This is a genomic window from Agrobacterium sp. SORGH_AS 787 (genome assembly GCF_030819035.1).
Classification (GTDB): Bacteria; Pseudomonadota; Alphaproteobacteria; order Rhizobiales; family Rhizobiaceae; genus Agrobacterium; species Agrobacterium larrymoorei_B.
This window is the reverse complement of sequence record NZ_JAUTBG010000002.1, coordinates 109,683-123,721: the sequence shown is the minus strand read 5'-3', so window position 1 is coordinate 123,721 and position 14,039 is coordinate 109,683. Positions and strand designations below refer to the sequence as shown.

General features: G+C 57.9%; 15 protein-coding genes. 7 read left to right on the top strand and 8 right to left on the bottom strand.

The window, feature by feature from the left end; all coding sequences use genetic code 11:
- The first annotated feature begins 52 nt into the window (after window positions 1–52).
- Genes QE435_RS09985 through QE435_RS09965 form a run of 5 tightly spaced genes read left to right on the top strand, consistent with a single transcriptional unit; the run spans window position 53 to window position 2,308 of the window.
- The gene (locus QE435_RS09985) at window positions 53–346 is read left to right on the top strand and encodes a nucleotidyltransferase family protein (protein ID WP_349041253.1); all 294 of its coding nucleotides are present in this window, start codon (window positions 53–55) and stop codon (window positions 344–346) included.
- On the top strand, window positions 343–705 hold the full coding sequence (locus QE435_RS09980; protein WP_349041252.1) for a HepT-like ribonuclease domain-containing protein: 363 nt from the start codon (window positions 343–345) through the stop codon (window positions 703–705). Before QE435_RS09985 ends, QE435_RS09980 begins: the two co-directional genes overlap by 4 nt.
- Window positions 706–708: 3 nt before the next feature.
- On the top strand, window positions 709–1,209 hold the full coding sequence (locus QE435_RS09975; RefSeq protein WP_349041251.1) for an ureidoglycolate lyase: 501 nt from the start codon (window positions 709–711) through the stop codon (window positions 1,207–1,209).
- Entirely contained in the window at window positions 1,206–1,562 is a 357-nt protein-coding gene (gene uraH, locus QE435_RS09970) for a hydroxyisourate hydrolase (protein ID WP_349041250.1), read from the top strand. Before QE435_RS09975 ends, uraH begins: the two co-directional genes overlap by 4 nt.
- A 5-nt stretch (window positions 1,563–1,567) precedes the next feature.
- A complete protein-coding gene (locus QE435_RS09965) occupies window positions 1,568–2,308 on the top strand; it encodes a metallophosphoesterase family protein (protein WP_349041249.1) in 741 nt (246 codons plus the stop codon).
- Between the two features lie 21 nt (window positions 2,309–2,329).
- On the opposite strand, the gene QE435_RS09960 is transcribed toward QE435_RS09965, so the two are convergent.
- Together QE435_RS09960 and QE435_RS09955 are read right to left on the bottom strand one after the other, a co-directional pair.
- Complete coding sequence (locus QE435_RS09960) at window positions 2,330–3,601, bottom strand: D-alanyl-D-alanine carboxypeptidase (protein WP_349041248.1); 1,272 nt, start codon at window positions 3,599–3,601, stop codon at window positions 2,330–2,332.
- A 417-nt stretch (window positions 3,602–4,018) separates the two neighbouring features.
- Window positions 4,019–5,161, bottom strand: coding sequence for an alpha-hydroxy acid oxidase (locus tag QE435_RS09955; RefSeq protein ID WP_349041247.1), 1,143 nt, complete (start codon window positions 5,159–5,161; stop codon window positions 4,019–4,021).
- A 270-nt stretch (window positions 5,162–5,431) separates the two neighbouring features.
- Between QE435_RS09955 and QE435_RS09950 the strand changes: the two genes are divergently transcribed.
- The gene (locus tag QE435_RS09950) at window positions 5,432–5,965 is read left to right on the top strand and encodes a hypothetical protein (protein WP_349041246.1); all 534 of its coding nucleotides are present in this window, start codon (window positions 5,432–5,434) and stop codon (window positions 5,963–5,965) included.
- A 103-nt stretch (window positions 5,966–6,068) separates the two neighbouring features.
- Here the strand turns inward: QE435_RS09950 and QE435_RS09945 are convergent, their stop codons facing one another.
- Window positions 6,069–6,965, bottom strand: coding sequence for a LysR family transcriptional regulator (locus QE435_RS09945; RefSeq protein WP_349042834.1), 897 nt, complete (start codon window positions 6,963–6,965; stop codon window positions 6,069–6,071).
- 118 nt (window positions 6,966–7,083) lie between these two features.
- On the opposite strand from QE435_RS09945, the gene QE435_RS09940 reads away from it, so the two are divergent.
- The gene (locus tag QE435_RS09940; protein WP_349041245.1) at window positions 7,084–7,479 is read left to right on the top strand and encodes a RidA family protein; all 396 of its coding nucleotides are present in this window, start codon (window positions 7,084–7,086) and stop codon (window positions 7,477–7,479) included.
- Window positions 7,480–7,488: 9 nt separating this feature from the next.
- On the opposite strand, the gene QE435_RS09935 is transcribed toward QE435_RS09940, so the two are convergent.
- From QE435_RS09935 to QE435_RS09915, 5 genes are all read right to left on the bottom strand, one after another.
- Window positions 7,489–7,875, bottom strand: a complete 387-nt coding sequence (locus tag QE435_RS09935; protein ID WP_349041244.1) for an ester cyclase — start codon at window positions 7,873–7,875, stop codon at window positions 7,489–7,491.
- Window positions 7,876–8,104: 229 nt separating this feature from the next.
- Window positions 8,105–10,075 (bottom strand): methyl-accepting chemotaxis protein, encoded by a 1,971-nt coding sequence (locus QE435_RS09930; RefSeq protein WP_349041243.1) that lies wholly within the window; start codon window positions 10,073–10,075, stop codon window positions 8,105–8,107.
- A gap of 336 nt (window positions 10,076–10,411) precedes the next feature.
- Window positions 10,412–11,716, bottom strand: a complete 1,305-nt coding sequence (gene guaD / locus QE435_RS09925) for a guanine deaminase (RefSeq protein WP_349041242.1) — start codon at window positions 11,714–11,716, stop codon at window positions 10,412–10,414.
- Window positions 11,713–12,960: a urate hydroxylase PuuD gene (puuD, locus tag QE435_RS09920; RefSeq protein WP_306933849.1), complete on the bottom strand. Its 1,248-nt coding sequence runs from the start codon at window positions 12,958–12,960 to the stop codon at window positions 11,713–11,715. Before puuD ends, guaD begins: the two co-directional genes overlap by 4 nt.
- Window positions 12,961–13,072: 112 nt before the next feature.
- Window positions 13,073–13,966: a LysR substrate-binding domain-containing protein gene (locus QE435_RS09915; RefSeq protein WP_349041241.1), complete on the bottom strand. Its 894-nt coding sequence runs from the start codon at window positions 13,964–13,966 to the stop codon at window positions 13,073–13,075.
- Window positions 13,967–14,039 lie beyond the last annotated feature (73 nt).

Genomic DNA, 14,039 nt, shown 5'->3' with positions numbered 1-14,039 from the left:
CTTTCCTTGCGCCCTTTTGCGTCCTATATTCGTTGTCATTGAAGGATGAGCGATGAGACCGTCGGAAGTGCTGGAACAGAACCGTGAGGCGATCCGCGAAGCGACCAAGCACTTCAATGCGGCGAACCCGCGTGTCTTCGGTTCGGTGGCTCGAGGAGAAGACCGATCGGATAGCGACCTCGATATTCTGATCGATGCGTTGCCTGGGACGACGCTCTTCGATCTTGGAGGGTTGCTGGAGGAGTTGTCGGAGATCATGAAGGGGACTGATATCCATCTTCTCACGGCGGGCGACCTTCCTGAGCGTATTCGCTTTCAGGTCGTAGATGAAGCAAGGCCGATATGAGATCGGACAGCCTGCTTGCGTATATCGAGAATATCGAGACGATCGCATCGAGAGCTCAGAGCTTCGTGCAGGATATGGACGAGGCGTTGTTCCTCGCCGACAAGCGGACCCAGATGGCGGTGATGCTGTGCTTGGTTCTCATCGGCGAAACAGTGATCAAGATTGACGCTGAAGCACCGGAGTTCTCGCAAGAGCATCCCAATGTGCCTTGGGCGCAGATGATGGATATGCGAAACCTCATCCTGCTCGACCATGTCCATGTTGAACTGCCTGCCATCTGGCGGGCAGTCAGTGAAACCATCCCTGAGCTGCAAGAGAGTCTTGCCACCATCCGAAACTGGCGAGCACAAGGTGAATAAGCATTGAGTGAATTTCTGGAAATCCGCCCTCTGGAGCGCGACGCCTTTCGTCCCTTCGGCGATGTCATTGAAGCCGATCCGTCGACGATGCGCCTCATCAATGGCGGCAATACCGAGCGTTATCATGCTTTGGGAGAGGCCGATGTCACGGGAGAGGGCGCGCGCGTCGTGATCAATCTCTTTCGCGGCAAGCCCCGGCGCTTTACCCATGCCGTCGATATGATGGAGCGACATCCGCTCGGCAGCCAAAGCTTTTCGCCGCTCTCTGACAGGCCCTTTCTTGTGGTCGTCGCACTGGATGAGGGTGGCAAGCCCGGCCGGCCCCACGCCTTTCTGACAGCGCCCGGCCAAGGCGTGAACTATCATCGCAATGTCTGGCACCATCCGCTGATGACGATCGGCGAGACGAGCGACTTCCTGGTGGTGGACCGCGATGGTCCAGGCGTCAATCTGGAAGAATATTTTTACGAGCAACCCTTTTTCATAGCGGAGCCACGCCCATGACCGGCCTCACGACCCATGTTCTCGATGCTGCCCATGGCACGCCTGCGCAAGGGCTGAAAATCGATCTCTATCGGCTGGATGGCGACGTCCGTCAAAAGCTGAAAAGCGTCGAGACCAATAGCGATGGCCGGGTGGATGGCGGGCCGCTGCTGGTGGGCGAAGACTTCCGCGCCGGGCAGTATGAGCTGGTCTTCCATGCGGGGGACTATCTGCGCCAGAAAGGCCTTGTGCTACCCGAACCGGCCTTCCTCGATATTATTCCGATCCGCTTCGGCATTGCCGACGAGACCGGGCATTACCACGTGCCGTTGCTGCTTTCGCCCTTCAGCTACTCCACCTATCGCGGGAGCTGATCGTCATGATCTTTGCCGCGATTGCCGATGTTCACGGAAACTATGCAGCGCTCGAAGCCGTGCTGGCCGATATTGAAAAGCTCGGCATCGCCGACATCGTCAATCTGGGCGATTGTTTCAGCGGTCCGCTGGATGCGGGAAAGACCGCAAGACTGTTGATTGACCGGGCTATTCCGACGGTGCGCGGCAATCATGACCGCGCCTTGATCGAACAACATCCGGACGAGATGGGGTCGTGGGAAAAGACGATCTACCCCCAGCTTTCTCCAGCGGATCTCGAATGGCTGAAAACGCTGCCTTTCGACATGGTCTTCAAGGACGTGGCCTATTGCTGTCACGGATCCCCGGCGGGCGATCTCGATTATTGGCTGGAGCGCATCCTGCCGGAGGGCGTGCTGCATCTGCGTGCCCGCGCCGAGATCGAAGCGCTCGCCCGCAGCATCGATCAGCCGATCATGCTTTGCGGCCACACCCATCTTGCTCGCACAGTGCAGCTTTCCGACGGTCGCCTGATCGTCAATCCGGGTAGTGTGGGTTGTCCCGGCTGGAAGGATGACGAGCCGGTCTACCACCAGGTCGATGTTGGCCATGGGCTGGCGTCTTATGCGGTTCTCGAAGACACCGCACATGGCTTTCAGGTGACCCATCGCAATATCCGCTATGATGCAGCCCCCATGGCAGCATTGGCTCGCGAGAATGGCATGGACCGCGTCGGCAATGCGATCGAAAGCGGCTGGCTGGACTGATCGGACGTTCCGTCGTTTGTTTCAGCCGTTGCTGGTCATCACCACGCAGGAATAGGAGCGTGCCTTCAGGTCCTTGCAGGCGGAAAGCGCCTCTGCCTGGGTGTCGAAGCCGGTGAAGCGGGCGCGGTAGAGCGTAGCACCGCCGGTTTGGACCGCTTCGGTATAGGGCGCCACACCCGAATGGCCGGAAGATAGCGACGCCTTGGCGGATTTCAGCATGGAGAGGGCGGCGGCTTCCGAATCGGTAGCGGCAATCTGCACTTCCCAGCGGCTTCTGCCGGGAGGAACGGCGGAAGGGGCGGCGACGGATGTTTGCATCATATCGGCCATCATGCCATCGGCCGCTGCGATCTGACGGGCGATCGGGTCATGGCGTTCGGCAAACATGGGCAGTGGCACGACGGAGGGCGGCGTGTCGAAGGTCCGGCTGGTGCTGGCGCTTGCTACCAGTTGCTCGGTGTTGCGCGTGCGCGATGCTTTCGGCAGGGTGCGATCCAGCAGGGCGACGACCTGATTGTCACGGCGCTGGGCGCTCTGTCCGCCCAAGACCACGGCGACGACGCTGCGGCCATTGTAATTGACGGCGCTGACGATATTGAAGCCTGAGGCGTTGGTGTAGCCGGTCTTGATGCCGTCGACGCCTTTGTAGCGCGTCAGCAGCCGGTTATGGCCGCGAATGGTCTTGCCACGAAAGCTGAAGGATGTGGAGCTGAACATCTTGTATTCGCGGGGGAAATCCCGCTGGAGTGCTAGGCCGAGTTTCGCCATGTCACGTGCGGTGGTGACTTGCGATTTGTTAGGCAGGCCCGATGCATTGCGGAAGACGGTCTTTGTCATGCCAAGCTGGCGCGCTTTGCGCGTCATCATCTCTGCGAAGCGCGCTTCAGAGCCGCCGAGATAATCGCCCATGCCTTCAGCCAGATCATTGGCGGACTTGACGATCATGCCATAGACGGCTTCGCGCACCGTAAAGGTCGTGCCGGCGCGGACATAGAGCTTGGAGGGGATGGTCGCCGCACCATTCTTCGACATGGTGATGCGCTGATCCCAGGTGATGCGGCCCTTATGCAGCGCCTCGAAGGTCAGGTAGAGGGTCATCATCTTGGTCAGCGATGCGGGATATTTCAGCTGATCGGCATTTTGCGAATCCAGAACCTTTCCAGAGTTCGCGTCGATGACGATATGCGCATAGCGTGCCTGCGCCGGTGCTGCCCCGAAAGTGAGGATCGCGCAGAAAAACGCCAAAGCGAAGAGCCACGCTTCAGCCGTTCCCCGTCTGATCTTACCCGACATGAAATTCCCCTTGTGCGTCCCTGTGCTGCCCGTTGCCCATAAAGTAGCGAAGCTTTCGGGCAACAAAACCGTTCAAAGTTTAGAGACTGCCTTCATGCTTAATTAAGGATGAAAATCGACCCCCACTGGTGGCGGGTCAGATTTGGGGCTTGGCGGAGATGATTGGCTGCCGTGCACTGCTTCGGAGCGCACAATAAAGCACGCTGTTGAAGCGCAAGACTGATCTTAAATGCCGCTATAGACGCGCCTTTAGCGGGGTTCTGGACGCAATCGGCAAGTCGCAAGCTTGTCTGTGGCAAAAGCCTGCGAGCGCCGATCAACCCTTGGGCAGATCGCTTCTGAATGGATATCGGAGCAGGTCGCCCTCACATCATTGTGAGAGCCGCATTAGCGTCTGGTGGGCCGGCTATCCTGCAATCAGGCGTTCTGAACGAGGATGCTGCGATCGATATCGGTGATCAGGCGCTTGCCGCAAAGCGCCATGGTGATGTCCATTTCCTTGCGGATGATCTCAAGTGCCGTCGTCACGCCGAGCTTTCCGTTGGCGCCGAGACCGTAGAGGAAAGGGCGACCGATATAGGTGCCCTTGGCGCCGAGCGCGACGGCTTTCAGCACGTCCTGACCGGAACGGATGCCGCCATCCATATGCACTTCGATCCGGTCGCCGACGGCATCGACGATCTTCGGCAGCATGGCGATGGAGGAGAGGGCACAGTCCAATTGGCGACCGCCATGGTTGGAAACGATGATGGCATCCGCCCCCGTGTCCGCCGCAGCGCGGGCATCTTCCTCATCGAGAATGCCCTTGAGGATCAGCTTGCCGCCCCAGCGTTCCTTGATCCACTCGACATCCTTCCAGGAGAGGCGCGGGTCGAACTGCTCCGCCGTCCAAGAGGAGAGGGAGGAGAGATCGGAAACGTTCTTGGCGTGGCCGACAATGTTGCCGAAGCTGCGACGCTTGGTCTGCAGCATGTCGAGGCACCATTTCGGCCGCGTTGCCATCTGCCAGATATGCTTCGGCGTGAATTTCGGCGGGGCCGAAAGGCCATTGCGCAGATCCTTGTGACGCTGGCCGAGGATTTGCAGATCGAGCGTCAGCACCAGCGCCGAGCACTTTGCGGCCTTGGCGCGGTCGATCAGATTATTGATGAAGTCGCGGTCCTTCATCACGTATAGCTGGAACCAGAAGGGCCGCGAGGTGACGGAGGCGACATCCTCGATCGAGCAGATGCTCATGGTCGAGAGCGTGAAAGGCACGCCGAACTCTTCGGCGGCTTTCGCCGCCAGCATCTCACCATCGGCATGCTGCATGCCGGTGAGGCCCGTTGGAGAAAGCGCGACAGGCATCGACACCTTCTCGCCAATCATTTCCGTTTCCAGCGAACGATTGGTCATGTCCACCAGTACGCGCTGGCGCAGCTTTATCTTCTGAAAATCATCCTCATTGGCGCGATATGTGCTCTCGGTCCATGCGCCGCTATCGGCATAGTCGAAGAACATTTTCGGCACGCGGCGTTGCGCCTGCTTCTTCAGGTCCGCGATGGTCAGGATTTTGCTCATGGATAAAACCTTCAAATCTGAATGCTGACTGCATACCATGAAATACTAAGGTGCAATATCGAAATGTGGCGACGATCATCTGTGCCGTGCGACAAAACGAAGCTCACGCGTGCGCTCAGTCGCTAGCGTCGTTTTTAACTGATCGCCGGTGAGTTGTAATAGCTCGCCTTAAAATCGCCTTCTGCGTGCCATTTTCTGCCATCGGCAATAAACCCACTATTTCCACGAGAATTTTGACGCATTTTGCGTGGCGTATTTTGGAGGATTAGCATGATTACCGTATTCTTCTGGGCACCGGAAGCCTCTAGGGGAAATGTTGGACACATCAGCATGAAGATCGGCGTCGGACAATCCAAGGGCCTAGAAACCTATGTCAGTTGGTGGCCGAACACGCGCGCTGAAGGCGCCTTTCTCAAGGATCCCGTCGGTCCTTACACCTATGAGCAAGACATCGGACCTAACGGAGAGGGAAAACCGCCGACCGCCAGTGTCAGTATTTCCGGTCTCAACGAAGCGGCGATGAAACGTGCCTGGGCCAATATGCTCGCCAAGAAGCCGGGCTATTTTCTTCTGAGAAAAAATTGCGCCTGGGCGGTCAAGAGCCTGCTGGACGTGGGTACCGGCTACGACCTGGCTGCGATGATGACCGACTTCGGTAACATGCGTATAGCCGGTGGGGTGTGGACCCCTCGCGCGGTTTTTGAATATTCCAGGCTGTTGAAACGTCGCTACGACGGCAGGGCCAAGATCGCATCAGGTCCCGGCAGCGGCGCTGTCGATCCGTATTCCCTGCGCCTCAGCTGAGGCGGTATTGGCTCCAAAGCAACAGGACAAGCGGGTAATATCGCCACCCATTATCCCTTCGTCTTGGCGGAGTGCTCCCAAAATTCGTCGCGTGCGGGGATGCTCACACGTCGGGCGCGGTTTTGACGACGTCGATAAAGGCGCGCAGCGGTGGCGGAACCGATCGATGGCCGGGATAATAAAGCGCCATTCTCTCAGGCGCATGCATCCAGGATGTCAGCACCGGTTTTAACTGGCCAGAGGCGATGGCGGGTTCGGCAATCCAGCTGACGACATAGGCAATCCCCAGACCATTGGCGGCAGCCTCGACCATCAGATCCTCGTCATCCAGAACCACGGTTCCGCCCGTATCCACGGTGAGTTCCTGACCAGAGCGCTCGAACTCCCATTTGTAAAGCCTGCCGCTTGGAAGGCGGTGGCCGATGCAGCGATGTTGAGCGAGATCGTGCGGCGTCAGCGGTTCTCCGGCTCTCTTGAGATAGGCGGGTGAGGCCACGCAGAGAAAGTGCACAGGCTTGCCGAAGGGGACGGCGATCATGTCCTTCGGGATAGCCTCCATCGATCGAACACCGGCATCGAAGCCGGCGGAAACGATATCGATCAGACGGCCCTCGGCGACGAGATCGACCTCCACATTCGGATACCGCTCTGTCATCAACGGCAGGATTTCCCGCACGAGATAGGCGATGGTGACACGTGGCGCGTTGATCCTGACACGCCCCGCCACGTTGCCGCGAAAGGCAGCAGTTGCATCGAGCGCCTCATCCAACGAATTCATTACATTGTGCAGCCGGTTGAGCAGCGACAGGCCTGCTTCCGTGGGGGAAACGCTGCGGGTCGTTCGGTTCAGGAGCCGGACGCCAAGGCGCTCTTCGAGCGCACGCACCGTGTGGCTCAATGTGGACGGCGCCGTTCCAAGCTCGTCTGCCGCACGCCGAAAGCTGCGATGGGTGGCGACAGCCATGAAGGCCGTAAGTTCGGTTAGGGATGGGCGCATGATTGATGGGAATTTTGCATGAGCGCATTCCAACTTCAACGTCTAATCGCATCTATGCGTCATTGCTATCTCTCCAACAGCCGAGGCGAAGGACCTCGGCGCTGTCAACAAGGAGAAGCAAATGGCAAAGTCCGAAGCAATTTTCCCGGCCCGCCGTCAGGCCCTTTACGAAATGCACCGCTATTCCGCCGCCATCCGATCCGGCGACCTTCTGTTCATCTCCGGACAGGTGGGCGCGCGTGAGGATGGATCGCCCGAGCCTGAATTCGGAAAACAGGTTGAGCTTGCTTTCAAAAACCTACAGGCGGTGTTGCAAGGGGCCGGCGGCACACTCGATGACATTATTGACGTTACGACGTTTCACACCGATCCGGAACAGCAATTCGAGGCGGTGTTTGCAGTCAAGGACAAGATGTTTCCGCAGGCGCCCTATCCGAACTGGACTGCCGTCGGCGTAAACTGGCTTGCCGGTTTCGACTTCGAGATCAAGGTGATCGCGCGTCTTCCTTCAGCGTGAAACGTCGAATCAGAGGTCTAACTGGGCCTCGATCGCAGTTTTGTCGATGACCGACCAGACAGACACGATCCGCATATCGTGGAACGCGTAGAAGACGTTTTCGGCGAATGAAATGCGGCGTCCGTTGATCTGAAGTCCAAGGAACATGGATTTTGGGGAGCAGTCGAATTCCAATCTTGCCGCGATGAAAGGCGGGTCGCAGGCCAGGATCCCGATCTTGAAGGAAAGATCCGGGATCGTCTCGAAGTCGTTGATCAACATCCTCCTATAACCATCGAGGCCGAAACGACGGCCGTTATGCGTGACATCGGAGGCAACGAATGTCCCGAGATCGTCCCATCTTTGATCGTTCAGGCAGGCAATGTAGGCGCGATACTGATCGGCAAGTGGTGTCATTCGAATCTGTCCGTACTGACATGCGAGGAACCTTCATTGAAGTGGATTCGCTGCAGGGGTTCCTTTGGTGTAAATTAGGGATTTCTTACGCATTGAATAGACTCCGTCTTTTACGCGCAAGGCGTCGCCGATCGCGATAGAGAATCGGTCAAGAAAAACGACGGTGGCAAAAGCAGAACAGGCGGCTCAAGGCCGCCTGTTCGCATCTGTTTCGCGGGAGACGTTTGTCTTAAAACTCTTCCCAGCTGGCGGAAGCAGCGGTTGTTACCGCGGCAGCAGCGCCGCCGCCAAACGCGCTGGCGATCTTGCGGCCAAGGGCATGTGCAGGGGAGGCGGCAGGCCTGGAGGCACTGGTGGCGGCTTTGGGTGTGCTTGTCACCGGTGCTGCTGCATTGCGGCTCCATCCATCTGTTTCGCCGATATTGAAGCGGGACAACAGTTGATTGAGCGATACGGCTTCCTTGGCAAGGCTATGGCTAGCGGCGGTGGACTGTTCCACCATCGCCGCATTCTGCTGCGTTCCCTGATCCATCGAGTTAACGGCCGTGTTGATCTCCTGCAGACCGGTCGACTGTTCGCGCGAGGATTCGACAATCGCATTGACGTGACGGTTGATCTCCTGAACTTCACCGACGATGATCTCAAGCGCGCGACCGGTTTCGTCAACGAGATCGACGCCTGAGCGGACATGCGTGCCCGAGTTGGTGATAAGCTCCTTGATCTCCTTTGCAGCCTTTGCAGAACGCTGCGCCAACTCACGCACCTCCTGGGCCACGACGGCGAAGCCCTTGCCGGCCTCGCCAGCGCGTGCTGCCTCGACGCCTGCATTCAGGGCCAGTAGGTTCGTCTGGAATGCGATCTCGTCGATCACGGTGATGATGTTGGTGATCTCTCCCGACGAGCGTTCGATCTCCTGCATGGCGGTGACGGCCTTGCGGACGACATCGCCGGATCTTTCCGCACCGTGACGCGCCTTGTTTACCAGCTTGCCGACTTCTTCCGCACGTCTGCTGGAATCCTTGACCGTCGTGGTGATTTCCTCCAAGGCGGCGGCCGTTTCTTCAACGGATGCTGCCTGTTGCTCGGTGCGCTTGGAGAGGTCGTCCGCCGCGGAGCGGATTTCATTGGCGCTGGCATCGATGCCAAGGGCGTTCTGTCCCACGGCGCGCAACGTCTCGTTCAGATTGCCGACAGAGCTGTTGAAGTTCGTGCGCAGCGTATCGAGATGCGGTACGAACGGCGTGTCGATCCGGTAGGCGACGTCGCCTGCTGCCAGCTTGTTCAGCGCGGTTGCCAGTTGATCAACGGCAAATTGAATATCTGCTGCGTCTCTCGCCTTCTGTGCCTCACGCTCGGCTCGCTCCTTTTCCGTCAGGTTGAGATTGGCGGCTGCCTCGTTTTCGATGCGCTGCTTGTCGAGCGCGTTTTCCCTGAAGACAGAGACGGCTTTCGCCATTTGACCGACTTCGTCGCGGCGATCCTGGCCCTCCACGGCAGCCTGCGTTTCGCCATCAGCCAGCGAAATCATGCGCTCGCGCAGGTTGGCAATCGGTGCGGTAATGCCTTTGGCGGCGACGACGAGCGATGCGATGATGCCGATGGCGAAAGCCAGTCCGGAAAGGGTGAGAGACCAGAAAATGGTGGCGTCCGTCTGAGCACTGAGAGCGTCGCTCTTGGTCGCGACCTCATTCATTTCCGAATCCAGAAACTTCGTGGCGTCTGCCGAAAGAGGGACGAGCAACCCATCCGCCTTGCTCAATTGGGCCTGCGCCAGATCGTTCTTCCCATCTTCGCCAAGCCTGACGGCTTCATCTGTGAAGGCGAGCATCTCTCTTGCGCGATCGCTGAAGGAATTCAGCGCAGCCCGCTCCGAGGGCAGATTATCGCTGGCAAGCTGAAGCCATTTGAAGAGCCGCGCCTTGTTTTCCCCATAGAGATCAAGGGCGGTTTGCAGACGTGGATCGGGAGCGTCATAAACCATGGTTTGATAAGCCGCATAAGCAACTGCGCTGAGGTTACGGTTTGCGCGCGCCATTGCGATTGCTCCGGCATTATCGTTCTTCACGAATTCGGAGTAAGACGCATCTGCGCTATTGTAACTCCAGGCCATGAACACGGTCGCGCTCAGTCCGACAGCACAAAGAGGCAGGACAAGAGCCAGTATTTTGGTGCGAATGCTGGCATTCTTCAGAAATGACATAGATATTCCGTTTCGGTCAAAAATGCCTTTACAACGCAGGGGCAGCACTTTTGGAACCGGAAACCGGTGCCACTGCAGGGATTTAGGCGGAGCGACTTTACACATGACAAAGGGCACATGCCGTCATGGCAACCATTACTTGTCTGCCGTTAGGTAAGACTATTATAGTTTAAATATAATTAAGTATTGTAACACTTGAGTAATATTGTTTTCAAAATATAAGTAATATTGAATATTGATTGCTCAAGGATGGAGTCAAAGGTTCCCAGCAGCGTGGGCGCTCGCGCTTCGCAGAAGCACGGACCTGAAGCGCATTTGGAGGATTGCAATCCGGTTTCAGGCAGTCTTCGCTGCTGAACCCGCCACATAGGTTTCTACAACGGTCCTGTCGTCACCCATCGTCAGCATCAGGAACAGTTCTTCCGTCAACGATGTGACCACTTCCATCTTCAGCGCCATGGCGGGTGTGGATGAGGCGTTGAGGACGGTGATGTCTGCATCGGTTCCGGCATCGAGCGTGCCGATTCGATCCACCATGGACAAGGCTTCGGCGTTGCCGCGCGTCATCAGATACCAGCTCTCCAGCGGGTTCAGCCGCTCTCCGAGCAATTGCTGGATCTTGTAGGCCTCATCCATCGTGCGCAGCATGGAGTAGCTGGAGCCGCCGCCGATATCGGTCGCAACTGCAATGCGCACCGGCTTCTCACGCCGTTGCAGCTTCTTCATCGGGAAAAGACCGGAGCCGATAAAGAGGTTGGAGGTCGGGCAGTGGACGGCGACTGCACCCGTCTCCGACAGCACGTCTGCCTCTCGATCGGACAGATGAATGGCATGGCCGAGTAGCGTCTTCTTTCCCATCAGACCGTAACGCACATAAATGTCCGTATAGTCGATCGCTTCAGGGTATAGCTCGCACGTATACTTGATCTCGTCGAGATTTTCCGAGAGATGCGTTTGGATGAAGAGATCTGGAAACTCCTGCGCGAGTGCCTGCGCGGCTTCCATCTGCTTCGGTGTCGACGTGATGGCAAAGCGGGGCGTGATGGCCACGTGGTTGCGGCCCTTGCCATGCCAGTCGGCGATGACCTGACGCGTCTCGTCATAGCCGAGCTCCGGCGTGTCCAGGAGCCCTTGCGGTGCATTGCGGTCCATCATCACCTTGCCGCCGACCATCAGCATGTTGCGCTTCAAGGCTTCGGCAAAGAAGGCATCGGCGGAGGTCTTGTGGACCGAGCAATAGGCGACTGCGGTGGTGGTGCCGTGGCGGATCAGCTCATCGTAGAAATGCGTGGCGATGCGCTGAGCATGGGCGCTTTCGACGAAGCGGCATTCTTCCGGGAACGTATAGGTGTTCAGCCATTCCAACAGGTTGGCGGCATAGGAGCCGATAACCTGCATCTGCGGAAAATGCAGGTGCATGTCGATGAGGCCCGGCACGAGGAGGTGAGGGCGGTGATCCTTTTCCGCGACATCTTCCGGTGCTTGGGCGCGAATATCAGCATATTCACCGACCGCTGCGATCTTCCCATTCGAGACCAGCAATCCACCATCTTCGATATAGAGATAGCTCGCGGTATCGTCGATGGAGAGGGGTGCGCGCTTGAAGCTCAAGAGGCGTCCGCGCAGCAGCAGCATTGTCATTCCGTCTTTCCTTCGGAAACGGCGCTTTCATACCAGGCGGTCAGCACCTTGCGTTCCTGTGGCGTAATCGCCGTGATGTTGCCGGGCGGCATCGCATGAGAGCGGCCTGCCTGTAAATAGATTTCCCGCGCATGGGCCGCGATTTGTGCATCGGTCTCAAGCTTCACCGCTTTCGGCGTGAAGGGAACGCCCTCCCAAACAGGCTCGGCGGCATGGCACATGGAACAGCGGCCCTGCACCACGTCACGAGCGCTGGCGAAATGCGCGTCTGTCAGAAAGATCTGCTGGGCAGGCGATAGCTTTGCAGCAGCGGCTTCTTGCTCGCCCGTCAGCACTTTCGGCACAGTTGAGAGCCACATGATGACGATGAAGATGATGGCCGTGACGAGCCACGTCCATGTGGGTTTACCCTTGCGGGCATGGGTGGTGTTGAACCAGTGGCGGATGGTGACGCCCATGAGGAAGACGAGCGCTGCGATGACCCAGTTGAACTTGGTGGCAAATGCCAATGGGTAATGGTTCGACAGCATGAAGAAGATGACGGGCAGCGTCAGATAGTTGTTGTGAAGCGAGCGCTGCTTGGCGATGCGGCCATATTTCGGGTCTGGGGTGCGACCGGCGATCAGGTCGGCCACGACGATCTTCTGGTTGGGGATGATGATGAAGAAGACGTTGGCCGACATGATGGTGGCGGTAAAAGCACCAAGATGCAGGAAGGCGGCGCGGCCGGTAAAGACCTGCGTATAGCCCCAGGCCATGGCGACCAGCGCCACGTAGAGCACGACCATCAGGCCCCAGGTATTGTTGCCAAGCGGAGATTTGCAGAGGAAATCGTAAAACAGCCAGCCGACGGCAAGCGAAGCGAGTGACAGGCCGATTGCCTGCAACTGCGTTAGCTCCAGCACCGAATGATCGATGAGGAAGAGGTCGGCACCGCCATAATAGACGATACAGAGCATGGCAAAGCCGGACAGCCAGGTGGCGTAGCTTTCCCATTTGAACCAAGTGAGATGTTCCGGCATCTGCGCGGGCGCGACCAGATATTTCTGGATGTGATAGAAGCCGCCACCATGGACCTGCCACTCCTCGCCATAGGCGCCGGGTGGCATGTTCGGGCGTTTGACCAGCCCGAGATCGAGCGCGATGAAGTAGAAGGAAGAGCCGATCCAGGCAATGGCGGTGATCACGTGCAGCCAGCGGACGGCAAAGGCCATCCATTCCCACGCAATGGCGTATTCGTACATTCTATTCCCCTGTCTTTGTATCGCACAATGCGAAAAATCGCTGTGCGATGGAAGAGGCAATGCGGTGTTTTACGCAGGAATGTCGCGCCGTTTAGGCAAGTCGTCCCGTTCTTCAAACGGCGTCTGCGAATTCCGACAGGATCCAATCCCTGAAGATCTTGATCTTCGGCACATTGCGACGGCTTTCCGGATAGACCAGCCAGTAATCATGCCCGTCATTGCACACGAGGTCGAAGGGCTGAATCAGTCGTCCCGCGGCGATGTCCTCAGTAAAATGGGCGGGGTTGACGATGGCGACGCCATGCCCTGCCATGGCGGATGCGGCTTCGAGATACTGAAAGCCAAAGCTGCTGCCGGTGCGGCTATCGAGGTTTGTTTCCGGCACGCCGGCTTCGCGGAACCAATGCTTCCACCACCGGTCCTGTGGGCTGATGATGGTGAGCTTCAACAGATCGGCGGGTTCTTTCAGGCCGCCGATCTTTTCAGCCAAGAGCGGGCTGAGCAGAGGGGCAAAATCCAGGCGCATGATGCGGTGGCCGATGAGGCCCGGCCACTCTCCCTTGCCCCAGCGAATGCCTAGGTCGATGTTTTCGCGCAGGAGATCGACGATCTCGTTGCTGAGCGCGAGGTGAACGGCTGTCTTTGGATTGGCCTCCTGAAAACTGCCGAGCCGCCGCGCGAGCCATTGCTGAGCAAAGGTCGGCGTGGCGGAGATGGTCAGCACGTCGGAGACGCTTTTACGAGTATCGGCAACGGCTGTTTCCAGCATGGTCAGAGCTTCGGAGGTCTGCCGCGCCAGCTTCTCCGCCGCCGAAGTGAGCGTGACTTGCCGCGGGCGGCGCACGAAGAGCGTGGCGCCAACATAGTCCTCCAAGAGCTTGATCTGGTAGCTCACGGCTGTCTGCGTCATGCCAAGCTCGTCGCCCGCCTTGGTGAAGCTCAAATGCCGCGCCGCGCTTTCGAACACGCGCAGCGCGTTTAATGGGACGTTTCTCGACATCTTCATGGATAAGCTCTCTTCATCTATACCCTCTGACGTTTCATTGGCTATCAGCCATAAAATCAAGCAAATTCTCCTC

Excerpts from the sequence above, each read along its gene's own strand:
- QE435_RS09950 (WP_349041246.1), top strand. The coding sequence starts at position 5,432 with ATGATTACCGTATTCTTCTGGGCACCGGAAGCCTCTAGGGGAAATGTT.
- QE435_RS09935 (WP_349041244.1), bottom strand. The coding sequence starts at position 7,875 with ATGACACCACTTGCCGATCAGTATCGCGCCTACATTGCCTGCCTGAAC.
- QE435_RS09915 (WP_349041241.1), bottom strand. The coding sequence starts at position 13,966 with ATGAAGATGTCGAGAAACGTCCCATTAAACGCGCTGCGCGTGTTCGAA.
- uraH (WP_349041250.1), top strand. The coding sequence starts at position 1,206 with ATGACCGGCCTCACGACCCATGTTCTCGATGCTGCCCATGGCACGCCT.
- puuD (WP_306933849.1), bottom strand. The coding sequence starts at position 12,960 with ATGTACGAATACGCCATTGCGTGGGAATGGATGGCCTTTGCCGTCCGC.
- QE435_RS09985 (WP_349041253.1), top strand. The coding sequence starts at position 53 with ATGAGACCGTCGGAAGTGCTGGAACAGAACCGTGAGGCGATCCGCGAA.
- QE435_RS09960 (WP_349041248.1), bottom strand. The coding sequence starts at position 3,601 with ATGTCGGGTAAGATCAGACGGGGAACGGCTGAAGCGTGGCTCTTCGCT.
- QE435_RS09965 (WP_349041249.1), top strand. The coding sequence starts at position 1,568 with ATGATCTTTGCCGCGATTGCCGATGTTCACGGAAACTATGCAGCGCTC.
- QE435_RS09940 (WP_349041245.1), top strand. The coding sequence starts at position 7,084 with ATGGCAAAGTCCGAAGCAATTTTCCCGGCCCGCCGTCAGGCCCTTTAC.
- QE435_RS09930 (WP_349041243.1), bottom strand. The coding sequence starts at position 10,075 with ATGTCATTTCTGAAGAATGCCAGCATTCGCACCAAAATACTGGCTCTT.
- QE435_RS09980 (WP_349041252.1), top strand. The coding sequence starts at position 343 with ATGAGATCGGACAGCCTGCTTGCGTATATCGAGAATATCGAGACGATC.
- guaD (WP_349041242.1), bottom strand. The coding sequence starts at position 11,716 with ATGACAATGCTGCTGCTGCGCGGACGCCTCTTGAGCTTCAAGCGCGCA.
- QE435_RS09955 (WP_349041247.1), bottom strand. The coding sequence starts at position 5,161 with ATGAGCAAAATCCTGACCATCGCGGACCTGAAGAAGCAGGCGCAACGC.